The sequence below is a fragment of the Fibrella arboris genome (genome assembly GCF_041321095.1).
GTDB classification, from domain to species: Bacteria; Bacteroidota; Bacteroidia; order Cytophagales; family Spirosomataceae; genus Fibrella; species Fibrella arboris.
The window spans coordinates 62,720-85,948 of sequence record NZ_JBGGWE010000017.1; the positions used below are offsets into that span (position 1 = coordinate 62,720).

15 protein-coding genes are annotated in these 23,229 nt (G+C 40.8%); 1 reads left to right on the plus strand and 14 read right to left on the minus strand.

Going from position 1 to position 23,229, the window contains the following annotated elements:
- Positions 1–24 precede the first annotated feature (24 nt).
- From ACAW75_RS22995 to ACAW75_RS23040, 10 genes are all read right to left on the minus strand, one after another.
- Positions 25–1,164: a serine hydrolase domain-containing protein gene (locus ACAW75_RS22995; protein WP_370731114.1), complete on the minus strand. Its 1,140-nt coding sequence runs from the start codon at positions 1,162–1,164 to the stop codon at positions 25–27.
- A gap of 275 nt (positions 1,165–1,439) precedes the next feature.
- A complete protein-coding gene (locus ACAW75_RS23000) occupies positions 1,440–2,819 on the minus strand; it encodes a sugar transferase (protein WP_370731115.1) in 1,380 nt (459 codons plus the stop codon).
- A 150-nt stretch (positions 2,820–2,969) separates the two neighbouring features.
- Positions 2,970–4,565, minus strand: a complete 1,596-nt coding sequence (locus ACAW75_RS23005; RefSeq protein WP_370731116.1) for a capsule assembly Wzi family protein — start codon at positions 4,563–4,565, stop codon at positions 2,970–2,972.
- Between the two features lie 62 nt (positions 4,566–4,627).
- Positions 4,628–5,770, minus strand: coding sequence for a glycosyltransferase family 9 protein (locus ACAW75_RS23010; RefSeq protein WP_370731117.1), 1,143 nt, complete (start codon positions 5,768–5,770; stop codon positions 4,628–4,630).
- Between the two features lie 3 nt (positions 5,771–5,773).
- Complete coding sequence (locus tag ACAW75_RS23015) at positions 5,774–6,901, minus strand: glycosyltransferase family 4 protein (protein ID WP_370731118.1); 1,128 nt, start codon at positions 6,899–6,901, stop codon at positions 5,774–5,776.
- Positions 6,902–7,109: 208 nt separating this feature from the next.
- Complete coding sequence (locus ACAW75_RS23020) at positions 7,110–8,021, minus strand: O-antigen ligase family protein (protein WP_370731119.1); 912 nt, start codon at positions 8,019–8,021, stop codon at positions 7,110–7,112.
- A 383-nt stretch (positions 8,022–8,404) separates the two neighbouring features.
- A complete protein-coding gene (locus ACAW75_RS23025; RefSeq protein WP_370731120.1) occupies positions 8,405–9,694 on the minus strand; it encodes a hypothetical protein in 1,290 nt (429 codons plus the stop codon).
- Complete coding sequence (locus tag ACAW75_RS23030) at positions 9,691–10,344, minus strand: class I SAM-dependent methyltransferase (protein WP_370731121.1); 654 nt, start codon at positions 10,342–10,344, stop codon at positions 9,691–9,693. Before ACAW75_RS23030 ends, ACAW75_RS23025 begins: the two co-directional genes overlap by 4 nt.
- Complete coding sequence (locus ACAW75_RS23035) at positions 10,344–10,910, minus strand: acyltransferase (protein WP_370731122.1); 567 nt, start codon at positions 10,908–10,910, stop codon at positions 10,344–10,346. The genes ACAW75_RS23030 and ACAW75_RS23035 overlap by 1 nt, the downstream gene beginning before the upstream one ends.
- 36 nt (positions 10,911–10,946) lie before the next feature.
- Positions 10,947–12,209 carry an oligosaccharide flippase family protein gene (locus ACAW75_RS23040; protein WP_370731123.1) on the minus strand — a complete coding sequence of 421 codons (1,263 nt, stop codon included), beginning with the start codon at positions 12,207–12,209 and terminating at the stop codon, positions 10,947–10,949.
- A 321-nt stretch (positions 12,210–12,530) separates the two neighbouring features.
- On the opposite strand from ACAW75_RS23040, the gene ACAW75_RS23045 reads away from it, so the two are divergent.
- Positions 12,531–15,881 (plus strand): right-handed parallel beta-helix repeat-containing protein, encoded by a 3,351-nt coding sequence (locus ACAW75_RS23045; protein ID WP_370731124.1) that lies wholly within the window; start codon positions 12,531–12,533, stop codon positions 15,879–15,881.
- A gap of 562 nt (positions 15,882–16,443) precedes the next feature.
- On the opposite strand, the gene ACAW75_RS23050 is transcribed toward ACAW75_RS23045, so the two are convergent.
- The 4 genes from ACAW75_RS23050 to ACAW75_RS23065 form a co-directional block, all read right to left on the minus strand.
- Positions 16,444–18,321, minus strand: a complete 1,878-nt coding sequence (locus ACAW75_RS23050; protein WP_370731125.1) for a beta strand repeat-containing protein — start codon at positions 18,319–18,321, stop codon at positions 16,444–16,446.
- A 307-nt stretch (positions 18,322–18,628) separates the two neighbouring features.
- On the minus strand, positions 18,629–19,729 hold the full coding sequence (locus ACAW75_RS23055) for a Wzz/FepE/Etk N-terminal domain-containing protein (RefSeq protein ID WP_370731126.1): 1,101 nt from the start codon (positions 19,727–19,729) through the stop codon (positions 18,629–18,631).
- Between the two features lie 7 nt (positions 19,730–19,736).
- The gene (locus tag ACAW75_RS23060) at positions 19,737–22,109 is read right to left on the minus strand and encodes an SLBB domain-containing protein (RefSeq protein ID WP_370731127.1); all 2,373 of its coding nucleotides are present in this window, start codon (positions 22,107–22,109) and stop codon (positions 19,737–19,739) included.
- A 131-nt stretch (positions 22,110–22,240) separates the two neighbouring features.
- Positions 22,241–23,224, minus strand: a complete 984-nt coding sequence (locus ACAW75_RS23065) for a GDP-mannose 4,6-dehydratase (RefSeq protein ID WP_370731128.1) — start codon at positions 23,222–23,224, stop codon at positions 22,241–22,243.
- Positions 23,225–23,229 lie beyond the last annotated feature (5 nt).

The following is a 23,229-nucleotide window of genomic DNA, read 5'->3' on the forward strand; positions in this document are numbered from 1 at the left end:
CGTTGTCAAACAAAGCCCTTTCAGTTAAATCTCTACCTCCCCACTGACATCCTCGATACCTTGCTTCGGACTACCATGAAGGATATCGATCAGTTCCTGTACCCGGTAGACAGTTGAATTAAGCCGATTGCCAAGGATGATAATGACATATTCATCTTTGGGGCTAAACCAGAACATCGTGTTGTAGCCCTTCCACCAGCCAGTATGATAAATAAACTCAGGCTGGTTCATCGCATCTAACTGCATTCGGAAACCGTACCCGTAATTACGCTGGCCTTTGCGTTCAAAGCTACGTGGAATGAACGCTTCGGCAAGTGCTTTTCGTGAAAGCAGGCAATCACCATTAAGAGCCCGATACCAGCGAAACAGATCACCCATGGTCGAATAAACTCCTTTATCGCCAACTACATTATCGAAATAATCTTTCGGAATCCGACGATTCATTTGGTACCCTGCCGTTCGAAACAGATTGATCGAGTCATTTTTCGTAGTGGCTACGTACGTGTTATGCATCCCTAAAGGCAGGAAAATGGTTCTCCGTAAGTATTCATCAAATGGCTGCTTGGTTACTTTTTCAACAATTGCTGCAAGCACCATGTAATTGGTGTTATTGTAAGAAAACCCCCGACCAGGTACGTTGTATTTTTTGGGTGTTGGTTTTACCGTTGCAAACCAGTGCATCACATCGGCATTTGTGGGGAGCTTTGGCTCTTTACGATAGTAGTTCACCTTCATGCTGTCATCGAATGAGTACACATAATTGGGTAACCCGCTCCGATGGCTAAGCAAATCACGTATAGTAATATCGTGGTAGGGAAAATCGGGGAAAAAGCGCTGAATGGAATCAGTAAAAGCGAGTTTACCCGATTCCTGTAGTTTTAGAACAGCAATAGCTGTAAATGTTTTAGACAACGACGCCAACTGAAATTTTGACTGTTCTACCAGCGAATCGCGGCTGCTTTTCTCAAAATGCGCTAAGCCAAAGCAATGTTTATAAAGGACAAGGCCTTTTTGTGCAACCAGCACATTACCATTGAGGCCACTACGTACTTTCTGCTGAATGATCGCTTCGATCTGCTGAGTTTTCTGATCAGCGCCGATAGCTGCACGCAACGTAGCTTCTTCGGCAGGAGATAAGACTTGATCTTCTGCACAATTACGCAACTCGGCAACTGATTGATTCGACTTGTATTGGGTCGATTGACCGCAAGAGATTCCGAATAGAAGTAGAAGGAAAAGAGGGGCTGTCATTGCCCGGCGACACAACATCAATCTCATCAGCACAAAACCTGTCGCACAATGCGGTTACTAATAACTTGAAAAGAAAAAACTAATTGCCTATGGCTACCAATAAGCAACGTTGTAAAAATAGTGCTGCTTACAAACGCAGTCAAAGCTTCTTACTTATAAAATAGTATTAAAAATCTGGTTAAGAAGGTTCAACGCCCTCGTCCCTGCGCCATGACCCGAAGGGTATGGGCAATGATCCACAGGTCTAGAAGCAGAGAGCGCCGCTTGGGGTAAAGTAGGTCGAAGCGCAGGCGTTCAACCATCTCATCAACGTTGGCGGCGTATCCGAAGCGGATTTGCCCAATGGAGGTAATACCCGGCTTCACTTTAAGAAGTTCTGCATACTCAGGGGCGACCTCCGTTATTTTATCAATAAAATACTGCCTTTCGGGCCTTGGCCCCACAACCGACATGCTGCCAAACAGTACATTTAGAAACTGGGGTAACTCATCGATACGGGTTTGCCGCATAATTCTGCCCCAGGGCGTAATGCGGTTATCAATGTTACCTTGAGATAAAGACGGCCCTGCTTTCTCTGCATCCACATACATACTCCGAAATTTATAGATCATGAACGGTTTGCCGCGGTGTCCAATTCGCTCCTGCACATAAAAAATTGGACCTACCGAAGTAAATCGGGTAATTAAAGCTACTAAAACGAAGATTGGCGAACCAGCTATCAGCACACACAGCGAAAAAGCAACGTCAAATGCCCGCTTTAAAAAAGCCACTCGGAAATCATCAAGATCTTGGGACGATAGATTAAGAACAGGCAGGAAGTCATGGTACTCGACAGAAGCGCCTTTAGTCAAAAAACCTCTGAAGTCCACTAATAATTTGACTTGAAAATCAAGTAGTTCAGATTGATCGATGATGTTTTTTAACTGGGTATTGTCAATATAGGGTAGGCAACAGTACACACAGTCAATTTCTTCACGACGCACAAATTTGGGCAAATCGGTGTATGACCCTACTAATTCACCCTCATTCTCCTTGGTAGGCCAGTCGAAATATCCTTGAAATCGAAAGCCCATTTCAGGATGAATTTTATAGAAATCAGTGATCGTCTTCGCCAGTTTACCATAGCCTACTACAATATATCTGCGGTTGTTATACCCTCTGGCCCGGTAATATTGTAAAAACACGAGACCACCCAGCCTGAATAAGCCACCAGTCAATATGAAGAGAATATATGTGTAGGCTAATTGGCCTCTTGAGAAGTAAACACCCCTTACGAATAGCCAGAACAAAGCGATAATGGCTGCGTGAAGGGCTGTCAGATAGATTAGCTTCTTCAGTAGAGGAATGGCTTTAAAAAGCTGACGCGGGAATATATATGGTCGAGTGAGTAATACTATGGTAGCCCATACAACATTGAATGCTATCCATAGTGACTGGTAAGGTGGTTGAGCAACACCTGCCATCTCTCCAAACTTTAACCAATAGGCGCTGGTAAAAGATAGGTTCAGACACACGAAATCGAAGAAGACGTGTAGCGGAAAAAGGAGAACAGAATAACGATGCCTCATGACCGTATGCGGCTAGTAGTCACTTAAGGTACGACTTGTAAACAGATAAGACGAGACCTTGTTAGGCAATGGCTTATTGTCATAGCTGCAAATATAGACTTTAGAAGCCAGAGAGATTCTATAAACTTTAACTGACTTATTAGAAATATCCTATTTGCTCCAACTGCGACGCACGCCTAAGTACACCCCTGTACCAGATGGATATAATCCTCCCGCGTCAATAGCTAGTTTTCCAATCACTTCTGTACCATCTACCAATGATCCTATACTTCCTTGCGATTGAACGATAGCAGACGCTTGGATTAACATAGAAAACTGAGTAATCGGTCGTGGGAATGGGGTATCATAAGTGCCTAAATTTCTGCTGAACGATAACTTTGTTACATAAACAGGGTGTTGCTTTAGCCACCTCACCTGAACGGGCAACGTACCTGACGCTGCCAGATGCCAGGCATAGATTCGATTGTTGATTGTGTATCCCCCGAATGAAGTACGCCCATTAATGTCATAATTGGGATTGATGAAGGGTGTGCCAATGGTTTGACGTTGATAAGCCCACCCATCACGAAATTGAGCGTTGTTGAAATAATTCACTTTTCCCCGGCGCTGTGGATCTTCAATAACAAACTCCGGCCCTCCCTGGCTTGCTGTGTTTAAAAATTCAAACAGGATGTTTTGAAATAGAGCATTAGGCCTATGGTTTCTTAGCCGGATTCCATGCAAACCATCAGCGATGCTTGTCAGGTAGAATAGCGCCCCCGTGTCGTAGGGGTTTTGGCGGTATATAAATAAAGAATGCCTACGTAAATCAACTTCCAGTGCTATATCAATCGATCCCAGATGATTACCTATTCTGTTTGTTATGTCAAAATCAGTGAGGTCACTACCTACTGGGATAATTGCTTGGCTATTCGTACGTAGACCAGATACGACTAACAGATAGTCACGAAAACTAGCAGGCAGGTGTTCGGAAGTAACTATACCTGTTCCGACTAAGTCAGGACTGATTCCTCCCCAAACTACATTATGATTGACCCCTCCATAAGCCCGAAATGTACTTTGCGTTTTGCCAACTCGTAAGAAAAGAGATTTCTGGTGCAGAAAGGCATTACGAACATAGATCCCCCCCAGCCAGCCATGGGCAAATGTGCCCATTACAGATACCCAGCCTTTGGTGAATTTTATAGGAGTATAACGTGGAATACCAATTTGGATCTTTGGTACTGGTAATGCGTTTCCTGACCAGCTATATGCCCCTGATGTCAGCGTCGTATCGACTAGACCAAAAATTTCACGCCGACGCCCAATATAAGCTTCAACTACGCCATATTTTACTTTAAAGTAAGCCTGTTGAAGCAGAGCAACCTGGGTTGGAGAGTAATCAATGTTGGTTGACCCATTAACGATCAAATCCGCAGCATATCCAATATCAAATTGATGCTTAGTTGTGTCGTAATCAGCTGAAAATCCGATTTTTACTGTAGCGGAAGGAGCATTATAAGGAACGGACCCATATTGATTCGCACGTAACCAGAACGGTGTCTTCGACGATGAAGAAAGAATTGTACCTGCTTCAAGCTCATAGCTTTGAGGGAACCTAAAGAGTTTTTGTTGAGCGTTCAGATTTATGCTTAAAAATAATGAAGCACAAATCGCGAGTGTCCGGGTACAACTAATATTTGTCAAACGCATCTGCATGGTATTGTAGCTCAAATGGGCAAATGATACCTCAGTATGATAAGGCACACCGACAAATGTAGTTGACTAGTTCGTAATGGATGAATTAGATACGAGGCAAAACTTGCTCATTACTTTTTCTCGACATCATTATTTGTATAATCCGCTTCTATGATTTTCTTGATCGCTGTCTGAACATCATGTATTGTTATTGACCCCATACAATCTGGAACGTCTTTAGGGTATTCAAATCCAAGGTGGATGTAACCACATTCACTACCTTTTGCATCAATATTGATAGCCTCAGTAGACAAAGCCCCCCATCTTAAAGAAGGAACTGGACCGTTTAGACACACAACCGGAACACCTAATGATGCTGCTATGTGCATTATACCCGTATTAACACTGATGACACCCTTCGACATCTTTAAAATAGCCATCATCTCAGAAAGTGATGTCTGACCTGCCAAATTAACTGCTGGAATCCCTCTTTGAAGACAATCATCAACCAAGCCAGCTGTTTTAAAGCTATCAGCTTTAGTGCCCGAAAAAAGCACTTGATATCCTTGTGCAGATAAATCTGCAGCTATACCTACCCAACGTTCGTTAACCCATTCCTTATAGTGACCCTTAAAACCGCCTGACCAAGCATGTAAGATCCAAAAAGAATTAGATAGCCCCAGTTCATCTTGAATTTTCTTGAAGTTTATACTTGGTGGCACCAATGTTGGCATGTGCGTAGGTGCAGTTACAAAAGAGCGTATTAAGTTACGATTATTCTCAAGCTCATGTTGTTTGTCTGAATGCTCAACAGCCAAGTCATATCCGTAATGGCGATACTGGTATAAAGAGTGAAACCCAATCTTGAATAGTCCATTAGTAAAGTAAGCAAGTAATGCCTCAAGTCGGGTCCATGGTCCTGCGTCAATTACAATGTCAAAACAACCAGCGCTACGTAAAGTTTGTATAGATTTGATTGGCTTCGTTGTTTCAATTAATACTACTTGATTTATCCCTGGAATTTGTTTTGCTGTGTCAAAACACGTTTTCCCACAAAAAAATAGTAGCTCTACTGTAGGAAACTGAGCACGAATATCTTGAACGATAGCCGACAGCAGAACTGTATCGCCGATCGCAGCCCCTTTGATAATTGCGATTCGTTTAATATCAGAAGGTAAATTACGATTATGCGTCTGAAACTGGCCAAGTATCCATAATAGTGGGATGCCTGCATACCGATCAATTAATTTTAAATATTGATTACCACGCTCCATTTATTAGTCAATTAATGAATTAACTGTATGAATAAATTCTTCTCCTGCTCTATTCCAATCGTATTTAGCTGCTTGCCTATAGCCTTCTTGAACAATCGATGTTCTCAACGCATTATCAGTTATCATTTGATATAGTGCACTCGCAAAAGAGGTTGAGTCTAAAGGGTCAACATATAAGGCAGCCTTACCACAAATTTCGGGAATACTAGCACGGTTTGATGCGACGACAGGACAACCACAGGCCATTGCTTCAAGTGGGGGAAAGCCAAAACCTTCATATAATGACGGAAATGCGAATACAGATGCCATACTATAAAGAACAGGCAAATCACTAAATTCTACATAACCAGTAAAAACTACTCTCTCTCGCAATACTTCGTGTTCATCAATTAAAGTAAATAACTCGCTGTCTCCTGTAATAAATCCTTCTTTTTTACCTACAATTAGTAAGTGATGGTTAGGGAGGGATTCAAGTAGCAGAATAAAGGCGGCAACTAATGACTTTAAATTTTTATTAGGTTTAACATTACCAACAAAAAGCACATATTTTTCTGGAACATTGTAACGATCGCGGGTACTTTTACGAATCGATAAGTCATCAATTCTTGTGAATAGTCCATTATCAATACCAAGATAGATTACGTGAATATTTGTCCGTTTAATATTTGTAAATTTGAGGATTTCCGCTTCTGAATATCTGGAAATAGTGAGTATTTCGTTCGCTTTCCTTACTGCGAGGTTTATGAACGTTTTAGCATATAATTTTTGCGCAGTACTAAGTGTATTATAAAATGCTAGATGATATACGTCTGGAACCATCACCAGATATTTTCTAGCGCGAGTTGGTAAAGCAGGAATATTATAATGAGGCGACCAAAATACATCGCAGTCTGGTATGAGGTAAGGAAGTTTTATTTGTTCAGTAATAGAGTAAATCGGAAAATCAGCTTCAATATGGCGATAAGAAGCTGATGAAAAATAAACAGATAACTCTCTGTGTCGTCCAAGTAATACAACTGAGTAATGAGAATTAGCCAATAATACTTTTATGAAATGGCGTATGTATATGCCTATACCAGAATTATTAAGCATCCGTGCATCAACACAAACAGTTTTCAATTGAGTTGTCATGAGCAGAATATACAATAAGGAGCAGATTGTAAAATTGTAAAAAATTAGACTAGACAGAAATTAAGATGTATTAGTAAATGAATTTTTAAAATTTGATAGGCTTTCTATCTAAGAACAAGTAGTAGCCTGATTACATGTGAATTGTGTAACACGCAATGCAATGCCTTATTTATATTTCTATCATATGCAAAACTCATATACATAAAAATTAACCAGAATTGTAATCTTTTTCATTAAGTGATATTGACTTTATCTGATAAAATATGCCGTTTAATAATGCAATGTGTACCCACAGATAGGCACGCAGGATGTTTTGATTAAAACACAATATAATAAATTCGAATAAAAGACTCCATACGAATCCATTTAACAAAAGGCTATTTATATCAAACTTATTATATGTCTTAGCTTTTTTTATAGTATTTATTAATAAGCAATATATATATCTTAAAAAGAATATAAATCCTATAATTCCACTAGCGGTTAATACTTCGACGAATATATTTATACTAACATCATATGGCTTTATCGTTTCTTGAGAAAGTATAGTGACGCCCTTTTCGAAAGCTATAGCTTGGGAGACGCCGCCTAAACTATAACCCTTCAATGGATTTCGGCTAAATATAGTAATCTGAGTAAGAAAGCCATCTAATCGCTCTAAACTTGAATGCGCTGAACCACCCATTACTCCTAAACCACTCAATAAAAAAGAAAGATTTTCATTCGTTATCAATATGATCAATAAGAAACTTACGACTAATATCGTAATAGTTAGAAATAAAGATAATTGCTTGATACTTTTACGCTCTATCACTAATTCGAAACATATTACTTGCAAAAATGCTACAACGATTCCCATTCTTGATGAGCTAAGAAAAATCGCAATTGCCGTAATTAAAGCTGTATATAGGGGTATATTTTTATAAATAGTAAATTTTTTTCTATACAAATAATAAGATAATGAAAAGCCCAATAGTAAGTAGGTGGCATAATATGATGGTTCATAAGAGAATCCGTTTAAGCGAGGCAGCCGACCTTCAATCCACCATTGTGCTACAAGTAAATCAATACCAATTAAACCAAAACACAATTGAAGTAGACCGAAAGAGCCTATAATCAAGAAAGTAATTAAGTATAGTTTTACGAAATTGTGTATTGTGTCCTTTCTGGTATAATAGCCGCATATCACTATAAACAAGAAGTGAATATACAACCATAAAATGTATCCTATATTTCGTCCAACTAGAGGAGTATTAGGTATAAATATTATGAGCAACAAAGACCAAATTGTAAAAGGCAGTAGCCCGATTGCGCGAACAGTAATGAAACCTTTTCTAAAAAGTTCACTAATATATAATGAGAATAATATTAAGACGATAATATAAATAAACCGAAATGAAAATCCGCCTATTTTTAAATTGAGAAAAATGTCAAACGAAGAACTTAAAAAGACAAGAAAAAAGAGGAATCCGATTAGTTGACGATAAGAAATTGCATAATCCCTCATTTTGAATTTATATATTTATTCTCATTTATGAAAGATAAAAGCGATGAGTACTCTTTTATTAAAAAAACTTGATTTTCGGCTCTTACGTATCTATACATAAATTTGCATAGTAATGCGTAACGATCAAAACCAATAAGTAGCTTTAATAACATTGATAATTTATTTAAGATTAATAATTTTCGATCAAAGCCTTCAAAATTTGATTCATTTAATTTGTCAATATTACGATCGTTGCTGATTAGTTTATTTTTTGACAAAAGTTGGTAATATACTCTAGAAGTATTGAATGGATCTGAATCACCCTTGTTAATATCAAGCAGCCTTCTATAAAAGCGACGGTGGAAATGTGTTATTGATTTTCCATTATCAAAGGCTGAATAAGAATACGAAAGTTTCGTCAATTGAATAGCAATGTTCTCTTGAACTAACAAATCCGCGTAAAATTTACTGACATCCATTACATCAGGCATTGTTGTAACGTTTACAGGAACATATCTTTTGATATCCGCCGCATCTTTAAATTTATAATTTGAAAAATGGTAAAAAACTAGCAACTGAGCATCACCACCATGAACACGATTTGTAACAAAAAAATGGCCATTTTTTGAAATAATCTGCCGTTCATGCCAATTCCACACAGCCATATTGTAGCCTAGCCCTTTTTCAATTTTAATGTCATCAAATAAGATAGGTAGAAAATCTGTCCATTTCTGATCGACGTGTAAACCATCTGTTCTATCTGCGTAACACTGGTCTAATAATCTACTACTCCACCAACTAATGATACCTTGCCCATTAGTAGACTGTTTCAACGCACAAAATCCTAGATTGAATATGCCAGCAAACAGTATATTACCTTCATTAAAGAGGCCTGTGTAAGTATCTTGGACTGTGCTATAATGAGGCGTCAATATCATTGAACAATCCTCTAAATCATTGAATAATTTATCTAACGGATTGAAAACATATATATCAGGGTCAAAATAAATTACTCTTTCAAAACCTTTTTCAAAAAGATACCGAAAACTAAACGGCTTAAGAAATGTGCAAAATTCAGTTACATTATATTTAAACGCCATCTGTTTCAAGCTTATTATCCCAAGATCTTCAGCAGAAATTATTGGATAACGTTGTTGATTGAATTGAATGAGTCCATCTTCGCGATCAGCTACTATAATGAAAAAATTAAGGTCTGGATGTATTTTCTTTAGCGAATCTCCTAAAATATTTGCTAAAGGGATGTAATTTTTAGCGACAATCGTGAATACAGCTTGCACAGCTTTCATATTTTTTTGCTTACGACAATAGTTTGTGGCGCTAGAAAAGGATCTAATATCCCAAGGTGAAGTAAACGAAACTTCTTCCTTCTAGGCGTGATGAAATAATTGTCGATTGCGCGGACAGGCTCTAACTCACTAGTAGTCATCATTTCTATCAAATCCTTCTTACAGAAAAAACGCAGGTGAGTTTTGTCCATAATACCACTAGTCTCATATTGAAAACGCCCAGTTACTAATATACGACTCCAGTTAATAATCTCTCGTATGTTTGGGCAGGAGATAATGATTAGTCCACCTTTCTTTAAGAAGCGGCTTATCTTTTGGACAGTTGACCAAGGGTCAACTAAATGTTCGAGAACATCTCCACAAAGTATGATATCAAAATAGCCAATAGGAAAATCAGGGAGAGTTTGTTCAATATTTCCGATAAAAAGTTTATCAATTAAGGGATTCTGTTGATTAGAGTTTTCTATAGAAAACAGTTCAACTCCAAAAACCTCCGAGGCTAATTTACGTTCTTTGACTGCAACTAGCGTATCACAGCCACCAGCTCCAATTTCCAATAGCCGTGTAGTTGGGCTATGGGGTATTTGTCCAATTAAATCTTCTCTAACTTGAGAAAAGTAGTTAGTCTGCTTCTGTTCGTAAAGTCGCATTATATCTGAGATAAGTTACTATCCGTGTTTTTTAGTAACCTTGCTGGTACACCTGCAACAACAGAAAAATCAGGGAATGAATGAGTTACAACTGAATGAGCGCCAACAACGCAATGCTCTCCTAGCTTAACACCTGGTAAAATAGAGGCTCGATAACCAACAAAGGTGTTTTTGCCAATAATGACATTGCCTTTGCTATGTAATGGTTGGATTGCAGGAGAACCAAGGCGGGGATCAGTACCGTGTGAATGGTCTGAAATATAGACATATTCACTAAACAAACAACCATCACCTATCTCAACTTTATCAATTGCTGTAAGGCAAAAGAAGTTACCTATAGTGACATTATCACCAATGTTGATAGATGGCTTGAATCGCTGATCTCTAAAAGTATCAAATGCAGCTAACCATGCATGCTTACCAATAGTTGAGTTTTGACCTATTTTGATATATCGTCCTCCTGTGAGGCCAATAAAAGGCACTGACACATAACTGCTTACAGGTATATCAATCTGTAAAAATACCTTGCTTAACCTGTTGATAATGAGCTTTACGAGATTGATCATGCATTAGATATATGTTTCGACCTTATTAGGCTATCATTATCTGTGTGCCCATAAAGAGTGATTAGGAAATCGTGTCGCAAGCACCCAATGTAATGACAAAGTTACAGCTATCTGTGTAAAAATAGCTGAATACGCAGCTCCTATTGCGCCATATATTGATGATAGTACGGTACAAGCAATTGCATTTAGAAGGACTGATACATTGAATATTAGGGCATTTACTTTCTGTTTTTCGTAAACAAGTAGAAGTTGATAAGCCGATACATTTAGGCAAACTATGAATGGGAAAATGCTAAGGATACGTAATAATGTTACAGTATCAGACTGATAATGCCCAGTTACGACATAAATGATCTCATTTGCAAAGAAAGCTACTAGTAGACATCCTAATGCGATTACGGCTGTAAAGAGAACGTAATACTTGCGCATAAACTCTAAGACAAGCTTATGAGAATCAACAGCTAATCGACATATTACAGGATATGTTACTTGAGAAAATATACTAATTAATTGCCATAAAGCAAAAATTATTTTCTCTACGATTCCGTAAGAGCCTATAATAGCGTTGCTTACAAAGAGACCGAGAATAAAGACCGTAGAATTACTGAAAGCGACTGAGGATAGGCTAGATGAGAAGTGATAAAATCCATCTTTTAACTCTTTTATAATGATGCTGGTGGGCTGCCAATTCAAAGTTAATTTATACCTTCTACACGCATAAAAAACTCCAATTAGACCTGAAAGTAAGTTAGCTACACCGAATAGTCCGACTGTATACTGATAATCTTCAGGCTTTTTAATCAGAATAAATATAAGTAACGTAGACACTACTTTTGCTAATAAATTGATCCAAGTAATATGACGCATATCTTCCAAGCCTTGATATAACCAAGTTGGTAGTACGCATGTGCCAGCTAAATATAGGGTTCCCAAGCCGTATAGCCATAAATCTTCCTGCAATCTATCAATTGTCAATAAGCCAAGAATCAACAATAAGTTACATGCCAAAAATATATATATTTTTGTTTGATAAACGATAGAGACTATTTTTGATAATTTTATTCTATCATTTTGCACGAGTGCAACTGTTCGCGGTGCTGATATATTAAATCCATAGTCTGTAAGAGCAGATAAATAGACCATTAAACTAAAGGCATATGTTATTGCCCCAAAGTAGCTCTTACCTACTGTTCTAAATAGGTAAGGGTATGTTAATAGGGGTAAAGCAAAATTGGTAAACTGTACAAGACCAAGCGATAAGAAGTTAGTGAATAGTTTTTTGTCCGACTGAAGGGCCATGAATAACCGTCGTCTTAGTTTTACACCATTAGTAATCAACCTATTATTTTTCATCTACTAATATAACGTTATCATCTGTTGTAGACAGATTTGCGCTCTAGGTATATATTAAAACAGCCTGTAAAAATAGCTGTTATAATGTATCTCACTTGCTTTATTAAAAATAAGATCACTAATTGAACTGTTAATTAATGATCAAATACTCATATTAAAATATGAGTATTTGTACTAATAATTGAGCGTGGGACGTTCTTTATCTCTATATTTTCACGCGGACTTAAAAGCAAAGCCTACACATATTACTGATATTAAGCAAAGTTTATGAAATACTACATCTATTTGCTGCTATTAATAGTCTGCTCTTCAACAGAGTTGAAAGCTCAACAGACATATTACGTCTCTAATTCGGGCGATGATATGAATAATGGAACTAGTGCAAATACACCTCTGAGGAGTATAAGTAAGGTTAATACATTGGTCTTACAACCAGGAAGCCGAGTTCTCTTTCGCCGGGGTGATACATTTCGTGGCATGTTGCTTATTAGCCAATCAGGTACAGCCATCAACCCAATTGTTATTGACTCATATGGTACGGGCAATAAACCAATCATTGCGGGTTCCGAAGTTGTGTCAGGTTGGGTAAATGTTGGAAATGGCCGATGGCAAGCTACTTGTAATAATTGTAGTTCAGGAATTACTGGGCTATATGCTAATGCTGTATCGTTGCCTTTAGGTCGTTACCCTAATCCAAATGAGCCCAATCGGGGCTACTTAACTGTACAATCTCATGTTGGAAAGACTACACTGGTAAGTCAACAACCTCTTCCATCAAACTTTATAGGTGGAGAGGTAGCGGTTCGGTCTAATTATTTTATAATAGATAGGGCGTTAATAACCCAGCAAAACAGTAACACTATTACGTTAAGTAATTCGTCTGCCTATGACTTATCGGATGGTTTTGGATACTTCATCCAAAACCATCCGAATACGTTAGACCGTCAAGGTGAATGGCACTATGACACAGCTAATAAAAAAATTACATTATATTCTAGTCAGTCCGACCCAAATAACGCATCAATAACAGCCACTGTATATAGTCAAGGAGTTACAGCTCGGGGCAGGTCAGGTATTAGTGTTAACAACTTGCAGATCGCTGAGACTTTAAATATCGGAATGTATTTTGAGAATTGTTCAGACATTACGGTGCGAGGTTGCGAAATTATAAATTCTGGGGAAAATGCCGTTTATTTCAGCGGATCAGGTAATGCCGTCTTATTTGATAGTAATAAAGTTATTAAAACCAATAACAATGGTTTCCAGATAGATACGTATAATAACTTCACTTTTAGGAATAATGTAATTCTACGAACGGCTTTAGAACCTGGAAGGGGCAAGTCTGGCGATGCACAGTATAACGCTTTTTCTGCGTATAGCCGAACTAATACTCTGATAGAAAAAAACGTAATTGATAGTACTGGTTATTCGGCTCTTAACTTCCCCAAGGACAATACTATTGTACAGCAAAACGTAGTCTCTAATTTTTGTATGACGAAAAACGACGGGGGGGGGCTGTATATAACTAATAATGACCAAGAGACAATGGGCAATGTGCAATTGTTAGAGAATATTGTATTTAATGGATTAGGCGTTCCTGAGGGAACGCCAGATGGCTTTCTTGGCGCTAATGGTATTTATCTTGATAACTGCATACAAAATATAATTGTCAAGAATAACACAACATTCAATTGCTCTGGAGCTGGTATATACCTTCATGACGCTAGCAATATTCTTACTGAAAGCAACACAAGTTTTGATAACACTGATACTCAGTATACAATTGATTATACAACTTCCTGTCCATCCACAAACAACGTGACGCGTAATAATGTGTTCGTTGCCAAGTTACCTACTCAATACGCAGCTATTTACAACTCTTATACTGCAAATTTATCCACGTTCGGTTCATTTACTAGTAACAGTTATGCTCGGCCGTTAGATGATGTGCAAACCTTGCGCTTGTCATATGCTCCACCTAATGGAAACTTGTTTGATCCACAGTCGTTAAACGAATGGCAAACGAGATACGGTAAAGACCTTAATTCAACAAAGTCGCCGTTAACTTATAAAGGTTATATATTTAATTCATTCACTGGACCTGAACGTGTGGTCGGTGGTGATTTTACGCTTAACTCTGGCTATGGTTTTGGCGGTCCTTTCATTTTTAGCGATTTTGGTAACGGGCAGGGGACTTGGGATAATAATAATCGTGTCAACAACGGTGGTAGCTTAAACTTAAACTTTACATCTGTTACGAATAATCCTGGTGCATCGCTTTATGCGGCTCAAGTAATCAATGCCGTGTCTAAAGACAAAGATTATATTGTACGGTTTGATGCAATAAGTACAGTTCCCAATCGATTGGTACAAGTGTATATCCAATCCCAGTTCGCTCCATTCCTACCACTAGTTGACACTCGCCCTGCTGTTGTTGTAGGCACAACGGCTCAATCATATGAGGTGGCGATCAGACCAATTAGAGATTTAGATAATGCGTTAGTCGTATTACGCGTCTTCGAAAATGCCCAGCCTTTGTTTGTCGATAACTTTAGTTTTAGGGAAGCTTCTATCAGTCGTATTGATCCTGATAAACTTTCATTCATCATTTATAATCCTACTGCTACAGATTCTATAGTGACACTAAACGGAAACTACCGCGACGTGAATAACCAACTCTATTCAGATCAGGTAACCATTCCAGCTTATCGCTCGCTTGTTCTATTTCGTGAGACAGCAGAAACTACTGGCTCAGCCGACCTGAGTATTAAACTTGATGTAGACAAAGAAGTAGTAAATACTAATGAAGTTACTACGTTTAGAGTTCGAGTACGGAATAATGGGATGTCAGGTATCACATCTGCCCCTGTTAACGCTCGTTGGGAAATACGATTACCTCCGAATTTACAAGTTACAAATAGTACAGGTTTACAAATAGTGAATGGAGTAATCAGTGGCACGGTAACTAATTTAGTAAGTCTATCTGAATCCGTAATGACGTTTCAGGCTCGTCCAACTGTGCCAGGTATTTACAAAATGGACGTCAACATAAGGTCATCCACATATATTGATCCCGATAGCACACCAAATTCTGGGACGGGTAATGGAGAGGATGACGAGAGCCAAGCTGTATTTAGAACTAGGGAAAGTAGTAATGCCATATTTGTTTCTGCTAATCCTAATCAGAGAAGTTTGCCAGCAGTTGAGACGAATGAACCTGTAGCTGATCAAACAAAGGCAGATCTTAACCTACGCGTAAAACTAAGTAGCAATACTTTGTCTATTAACCAGTTAGTCAGTTGCACGGTGGTAATTACAAATCAAGGTGGAGCTTATGCAAATGGTATTCAAATTCAGAATGTTCTTCCTGCTGGTTTAGTCTTTGTTAGCGGTACTGGCTGGACGCAGAATGGCAGTTTACTAAGTGCTTCACTGGACAGGCTACCTGTTGGCGAAAGTTTCGTATTTGTTTTCACAGCGCGTGCTGTTGCAGTTGGTCAGTGGACTAATCAAGCGCAGATTCTTGTATCAGGAAATCCTGATCCTGACTCTACACCGAATAACGGATATGGAAGAGGTGAAGATGACCAAGCTCAAGCAAGCTTTCGCGTCTATTGATCAACGAGTTGCAATCCGCAATGAGATAGATTTTGGCCTTCTTTTTTCTTCGCAGTCACCTTCGCTTTTAAAATACGTGGTTCACTTGGTATAAGTGAGTAGAGCGAAATACACAATATGCTAGATAGAATAATAGTTAATCAGGGCGGTAGCTAACAGTCGGGTCAGATTAGTTTGTAAGCTTGGAAAAATAAGATAATCGACTGATTCAAGTTTGGCAATATGAATCCCGATAATAGCTATTCCAGGGTGTAATAAAGCTAGTAAAGACGATGAGATGGCTTCTTTGTAATTGGTACAATATAGAATTCTTTGATCTTAGAATCAGTGAATATGCGTAACTGGTTCTAAGATCAAAGAAATTATCCCATAAAGGTTTTACCCTTTAATACATTGTAACTAGTGTATATAATACCCTTTACCCTTAATTGTATTGATTGTACTCAATGAACCAAATAATTTAATTAGCAGGAATAAGCCGTCAACTAATTTGTGACGGAGCGTTAACCATAAAAAAGCCCCTATTGTAAGGGGCTTTTGTGTCTATAGTAGTCTATGAAAGTTATTTCCTTCTATTTAGTTGCTTCCGTAGATTACCGTTGTCTTTCTTCAATGCATTAACTTCTTTATTGAGGTTAATCATATAAAGCGTAAGCTCCTCTATTTTTTCTAAAAGTTTAGCGTTCGTCTTAGCAACATCCATTCCATCTTTTACCACCTCTTCGGCAGAAGATATACCCGGTAAGTGATGGTGCTGTTTAATAAAAGCTTCCACATTAGATAAAGAATTGAGCTGATAGGTTGGGTCAAATACATAGTCAGACCACTCAGATGTATTCTTAATAGCCACTTTTACTTTCTCAGTGAGAATACCTTCTTCAACAAAAAGCTTATAACCTGCAGGAGTTTTTGAGACACTTGTGCCAATGATTACACCTGTACCTGCGTTGTTCTGAAGATAATCTCCCTGAACACTCCAATAGTTATCGACCGCCTGACGCAAGCCTGAAGCCGTGTAGTTTGCTAGTATAACGTCACCATTTGCATTGACGGTCAAAAACTTATTCGCATTTGCTGTAGGTGTAAAAGTTGACTTTAAGTTAGTTAGCCGTATTCCGCTATTCCCGTCCGTACCTTGGGTTATTTCTAGTTTTGCTTGTGGGCTACTTGTCCCAATACCGACATTGACTCCATTGCCTAGAATCAAACTATTACTAGCAGAGACTTGAGCGCCGTATCCGATAGCTGTTGCATTCTGTAAGGTTGGATTTGCTGCCGATACGCCTGCTCCTGTGCCCAAGAATGTATTACGCTGGCCACCCACGTTTTCCAAGCCAGCGTCTCGCCCAAGCATAACGTTATCTGAGGCAGTAGTCTTAAAACCACTGTTCAGACCAACAAAGGTATTGTTGACTCCACTGCTATTCGAATACCCTGAACCGTTGCCAACAAATGTATTGTAGGCCCCCGTACTGTTTGTGTAGCCAGTAGAGGCACCCAAAAACAAATTATAGCCACCTGAACTATTCAGGTACCCAGCCCGCTGACCTAAGAATACGTTATTTTCTCCACTAGTATTTGAATAACCACTATTAAGACCAAGGAATGTGTTAAAGCGTCCAGATGTATTCGTATAGCCTGAACCTGAACCAAAAAAGATATTCTCACGTCCACTTACGTTTGCTTGACCGGCATTACCACCTAAAAACAAATTAAAGCTTCCGTCGACATTGGAACGACCTGCATTGACACCAATAAATACGTTATCTCCACCTATCGTATTAGCTAAACCGCTTTGATAACCTATGAATGTGTTACCAAATGCATTATTGGCCACACCGGAACGAGCTCCAATGAATGTTCCTTGTAAGGCTGTTGTGTTGGAGGATCCTGTTAACGATCCAATGAAGACGTTGCTTCCGCCAGTCGAATTGGCGCCACCTGCATTGTCTCCAATAAACGTGTTGTCTGATCCACTACTATTTGCATAACCTGAACCTGAACCTAAGAAAACATTACTATTTCCCGAGCTGTTAAAGTAGCCAGCTCTATATCCACCAAAGAGGTTATTGAAGCCAGTGGTGTTCGTATAACCTGATCCGTTGCCGAAAAACGAATTGTTATTGCCAGTTGTGTTAGATGAACCTGCCTCATATCCCATGAAGCTGTTATAGCTACCCGATGTGTTCACCTTTCCAGCTCCACCACCTACGAAGGCGTTTTGCGTCCCACCCATATTTAATGAGCCAGCACTACGTCCTAGTATCAGGTTGCCGGCGCCACTCATATTGTTGTTGCCTGCACCTACACCCAATAATGTATTGTCGGACCCAGGAGTTGACGATGATGGTGTCGTTAATACGATATTAGTCTGATTACTTTGGGCAATCGCCAAATTGGAGATTGCTATGCAACTCGCGAAGAATAAAATATTTCTCATAGTTCAGAGCGTGAATGCAACTGATAATTGGCCTAGTGTATAGCTAAATAAGTAATAATAGTTCTGAAGTCAAAATGTTTTCCAAGAGTATAGATTACACCTTCAAAATAGGCCTTAACGACATACCGCTCTCTAGTGCCCCGTTTTAAGATGTGCTATTAACTTCCAGGCCCGAGCGACTGATTTAGCACTTTTCGTATTCAGGTGCAAAAATGATGGTGGTCGTGCCAGCTTATGTCAGTTCTCACAATAGCGCTCTACACGCTTTTTACGTCACAAATAGGGTGCCAAATGCACTATCAAAGTTTTAGCTTCTACTACCAAGCATGGCATTACCTCTTAAAAATGAGCCTATCAGTTGCGAAGCTAACCCTGTGAATAAGCCTAGTGTTACCAAGCCTAGTATGATATAAAGACGCTTTGGTCCACTTTTCCTTAAAGGAACTTGAGCAGGCTCCAGAATTTTGAAAACGGGAGTTTCTTCCTGCACTTTAATTTTAGCCATTTCGGCCTGTTTCGATAAGGTGTTATAAAGGTCTTGAGCTAATAAAAACTCTGCCTGTATACGTTGCTCCTCAATTTTAGCTGTATTGAGGAATACACTTCGATTCTTGTCGCGATACGCAGATAGCTCATACTCCGCTCGTTGGTAACGTTGTTTAGCAGCTACGACCTGCTGAGCAAGGAAGTCAACTTCACGCCGCGCCTTTTCTGTACGATAGGTGGTTACATAGTCTGTCAAATAATCCAGCGACAACCCTGCGACACTGGAAGAGACCAATGGGTCTGGCATGGTGGAACTGATAATTAAAACTCCTGACTTCTTATCGTACGAAGCCGACACATATTCTTTTAAATCTCTCGCCATGGCTTCTTGGGCTTTGGTTATTTGCAAAGCGCCATTAGTGTGAGCAGCCCTAGTCAGAAGTGAATCAGAATCGTCGTTTCTACCCAGTGGTAACCAATTAAGTAAGCCTGGTTTTTGATGCTGTTGCCAAAAGCTCTCGAAGGATTGAGCCTGTTTTGCGCCTTTGGTATACACAGGTTTCCTAAAGAGTGACAAGGCAAATGGGATGCTTTGTATAACGTTAGGATATAGTTCAGGCCGAATGGCATCTGAGCCTCCCGGCATATTATTTACATCAATACCGGCCAGACCAGCCAAAGAGCTGAGGTTACTAAGATTTGCACTCGTTTTGTTCTGTAACTCAGGTAGTACAGTAATTTGTGAAGTATACTGGTTTGGCAGAGAAAAAGCGTATAAGGCTCCTATCATAGCACCTAGACAGGAGCCTATAAGCATGAATCTCCGACTTTTCTTCAAGAAAGTTACGATGTCACTCAACCTGATTTCGATAGTGCCGTCGTCTATTTGGCTGCTAGTCTGGTCTTTTTCAGTAATAGACATAGTGTTATCAGCGCAGAAAGTTTAACACGGCTAAGACAAGGGAACCCGTTACAGATAGAATTGTAACCCGTTCAATGGTACTTAAACGATTATTATCCAAAGGTTTAAACGGTACTACGATCATTGACCCAGGTTGAATGGCCGGATACCTTTTTAAACCAATAAACCGTTTTGTTCGGTCTTTTCGCCCATTCGGATAGACAACGTAAGAACGACCAACTCGTGCATTTTCAGTGTAACCGCCAGATAATGATACGTAGTCTTTTAATGATAAACCTGCTTCGTAACTCACCGTCGACGGGTTGAGCACAGCGCCTTGAATTTGGACCACATCTGAACGACGTGGGATATATAACGTATCTCGGTCTTGCAGAAGGAGGTTGCCTTCACTCGAGGGATTGTCTATAACGGCCCGGATATCGGTGCCGACTACCTGACTATTCCGTTTCAACTGCGATCCGGGTAAATAAGCGTCTGGTTTTAAACCGCCCGTACGTGCAATGAGATCACTGATCCGTTCTGTCTGGTTCAATATCGCATAGGTCCCTGAATGCAGGACTTCACCCAAGACCACAACCTGTTGCTGGTTGCCGTAATAGGGCTGGGTACGTACATAGACGATGTCGAAGGGCTGAAGGACAAAGCGAGCGTCGTCAGGATTAAGGCTAAGTGCTCTGTCGAGCGCAAAACGGTAAATTACCGTGTTGTCTTGCTCTGACGTAGAATCGCTGCGAATACGGCGGGCTATTTCTAATCGGTTGGCGGTAGCTCCTTCCTGAAAACCCCCGGCTAAGGTGATCAGATCCGACACCGTCATGTTGTCGGCAAAGTTGAATGTATCAGGCTTATTTACGGCTCCTTTAATAGACACGTAATAGGGCTCACGCAGGTTGCGAATGGATTGAATAACGACACTATCCTGGCGTTGCAGTGGGATGTCAGCAATTTCCTTGCGAAGCAGTCTGGCAACATCGAATGTCAGATTCTCGATGTCGGTATTCTCTTTTTCCCGAAAGATGTTGGCTCGGGTAGTAAAGGCGTCCTTGCGTAAGCCATCTGCCCGTCGGATCAGCTCGCCAACCGTTGTCAATCCATTCCCTAAGGCGTAATCCCCAGGGCGCATAACGGCTCCCATGATCTGGACACGGTTTTCATAGCGGTCCAGGATACGGCCAATGGTATAGCGATCGCCCCGTTGCGGTACAAACTGAGCAAAGTCGTCGGGAGTTATGGTAAGGACTTTTCGTTCGCGTGACGTATTCCGACGAACTGAAACCGATGCGGTATACGCTTCCTCATTGAAGCCACCTGCAAAGCCAAGTAAAGTCTGAAACGTTTCGCCAGGTAGTAATTCAAACAGATAAGGGCGACGTACTTCTCCCTGTACATCAACGCGGGTCTGGTACTCGGCTACCCGGATTACGTCCTGGTCCTGGAGCCGAATATTATCGCGTTGGTCGGCACGGAGCAGGAAATCATACAGATCAATGGTGCGAATGATTCTGTTGCCCCTGATGACCTGAATACGACGGAACGAGCCTGTCTCAGGATTTGGGCCTCCCGCCAGATAAAGTGCGTTGAAAGCTGACCCTAACGAAGAAATCGTATACGTACCTGGCCTCACGACCTCACCCACCAGCGTAACCCGAATGCTTCGGATCTTACCTACCGAAGCTGTTGCATACGTGCCGCTGCCTGCCGTTCCCAGGCCCTGGAAACCACCCTGCCGTAGCCGGGCGATGATGCGTTGCTCGGCTTGTTCGACGGTCAAGCCACTGACAATGACCGGAGCCAGGTTGGGAATTTTGACGGTGCCCTCGGGAGTAACCCGAAGACGGAAGTTGTCTGATGACGCACCATATACATCAAGAAGTATCTCATCATCAGGACCAACTACGTAGTTTCGGGGCGTCGCTATCCGAATATCGGGCTCGAAGGAAAGGCTGGCATTCTGGAAGAGCGACGCCCCAAATACGCGACTACGTACTTGGGATGAATCGAGGCGAGGCAAGCCCAGGGAGTCGAGCCTACGGCGTGATAAGCCATTGGGTAGCGAACGAACAATACTGGTATCAACATCGCCACTGTTCTGGTAGGTACGTGGTGCCCGGCCGCGAATCTGTGCGATGCGACGGCGCATCTTGGCAATATCATCCAGCGTGTATCCCTGCGACATGGCAGCCTGTTCGATCTGGAGCTCACTTAAACCGCTGGATTGCGCCCGGCGGTAAAACTCCTGAACCTGCTCGTCAGATAGTTGATCAACTCGTGATTGGGCCAGTGCCGTAAAGGTCAGTACAGCCAGCAACAGGCTACAGACGGTCCTGAAAAAATAGCTAAAACGGAAAGAAGCGTGTAGTATCAAGTGAGTTACGGACATGACAAAGGGTCAATGACCAGAATTAGACTACAAATCTACTACGGTTTTGATAAAAGTAAGGACCCAACTGATGGAGTGGCTGTCATCTTAGCAGTTGCTGGCCGAACTGTGACCTGTCTTGTACGGCAAAACTAGTTTACCGGGATAAGCTGGGGATGGACTTGATTCATGGCAGCATCGACCATCATACGGGCAACTTCTTCCATCGTATGCCTGGCTGACCATCCCAGCTTCAACTTCGCTTTTGCCGGATAGGCATGTCCTTCGGCGATGTCGGTGGGTCGAAACAACTGAGGGTCAGAGACAACATGTTCCTCATAGTGAAGTCCAGCCTGATCAAAAACGGTAGCGATGAAATCTTTCAGGGTATGCGTTTTCCCGGTGGCGATTACGTAATCATCGGCCACATCGCGCTGTAACATCAACCACATGGCTTCCACGTAGTCGGGGGCCCAGCCCCAGTCACGGGCAATATCAATGTTGCCCAGAGTTAACTTTTCAGCACTTCCCTTCGCTATTCGGCAGGCTGTCGACACGATTTTCTGGGTAACGAATCGTTCGGGCCGCAATGGAGATTCATGGTTGAACAAAATGCCTGTACTGGCATGGAGCGCATACGCTTCCCGGTAGTTGGCTACTTGCCAGAAAGCGGCGGCTTTAGCTACGCCGTATGGACTACGGGGCCGAAAAGGCGTGTTCTCGTCGGCCGACAACGTACCTGTGTCGCCAAAACATTCGCTGGAGCCTGCATTGTACAGGCGAATGGGCTGATTGGTGAATCGAATCGATTCAAGCAGATTTAAAGTGCCAATACTGATACTCTCCAACGTTTCAACAGGTTGTTCAAACGATAAGCCGACTGAACTCTGACCGGCCAGGTTATAAACCTCGTCGGGTTTTACTTTTTGTAGAGTCTGCAAAACACTCCGGAAATCATTGATACTTACCGAGACAAGGTTTACCGAGTTCCGAAGACCCAGCCGTTCCAGGTTTCGGAATGACGACATTTGGGCATCGCGTGATCCACCATAGACAGTGTATCCCTTTTCTAAAAGTAGTTTAGCCAGATAAGCTCCATCTTGTCCCGAGACGCCGCAAATGAGGGCTGTTTTCATAAGTA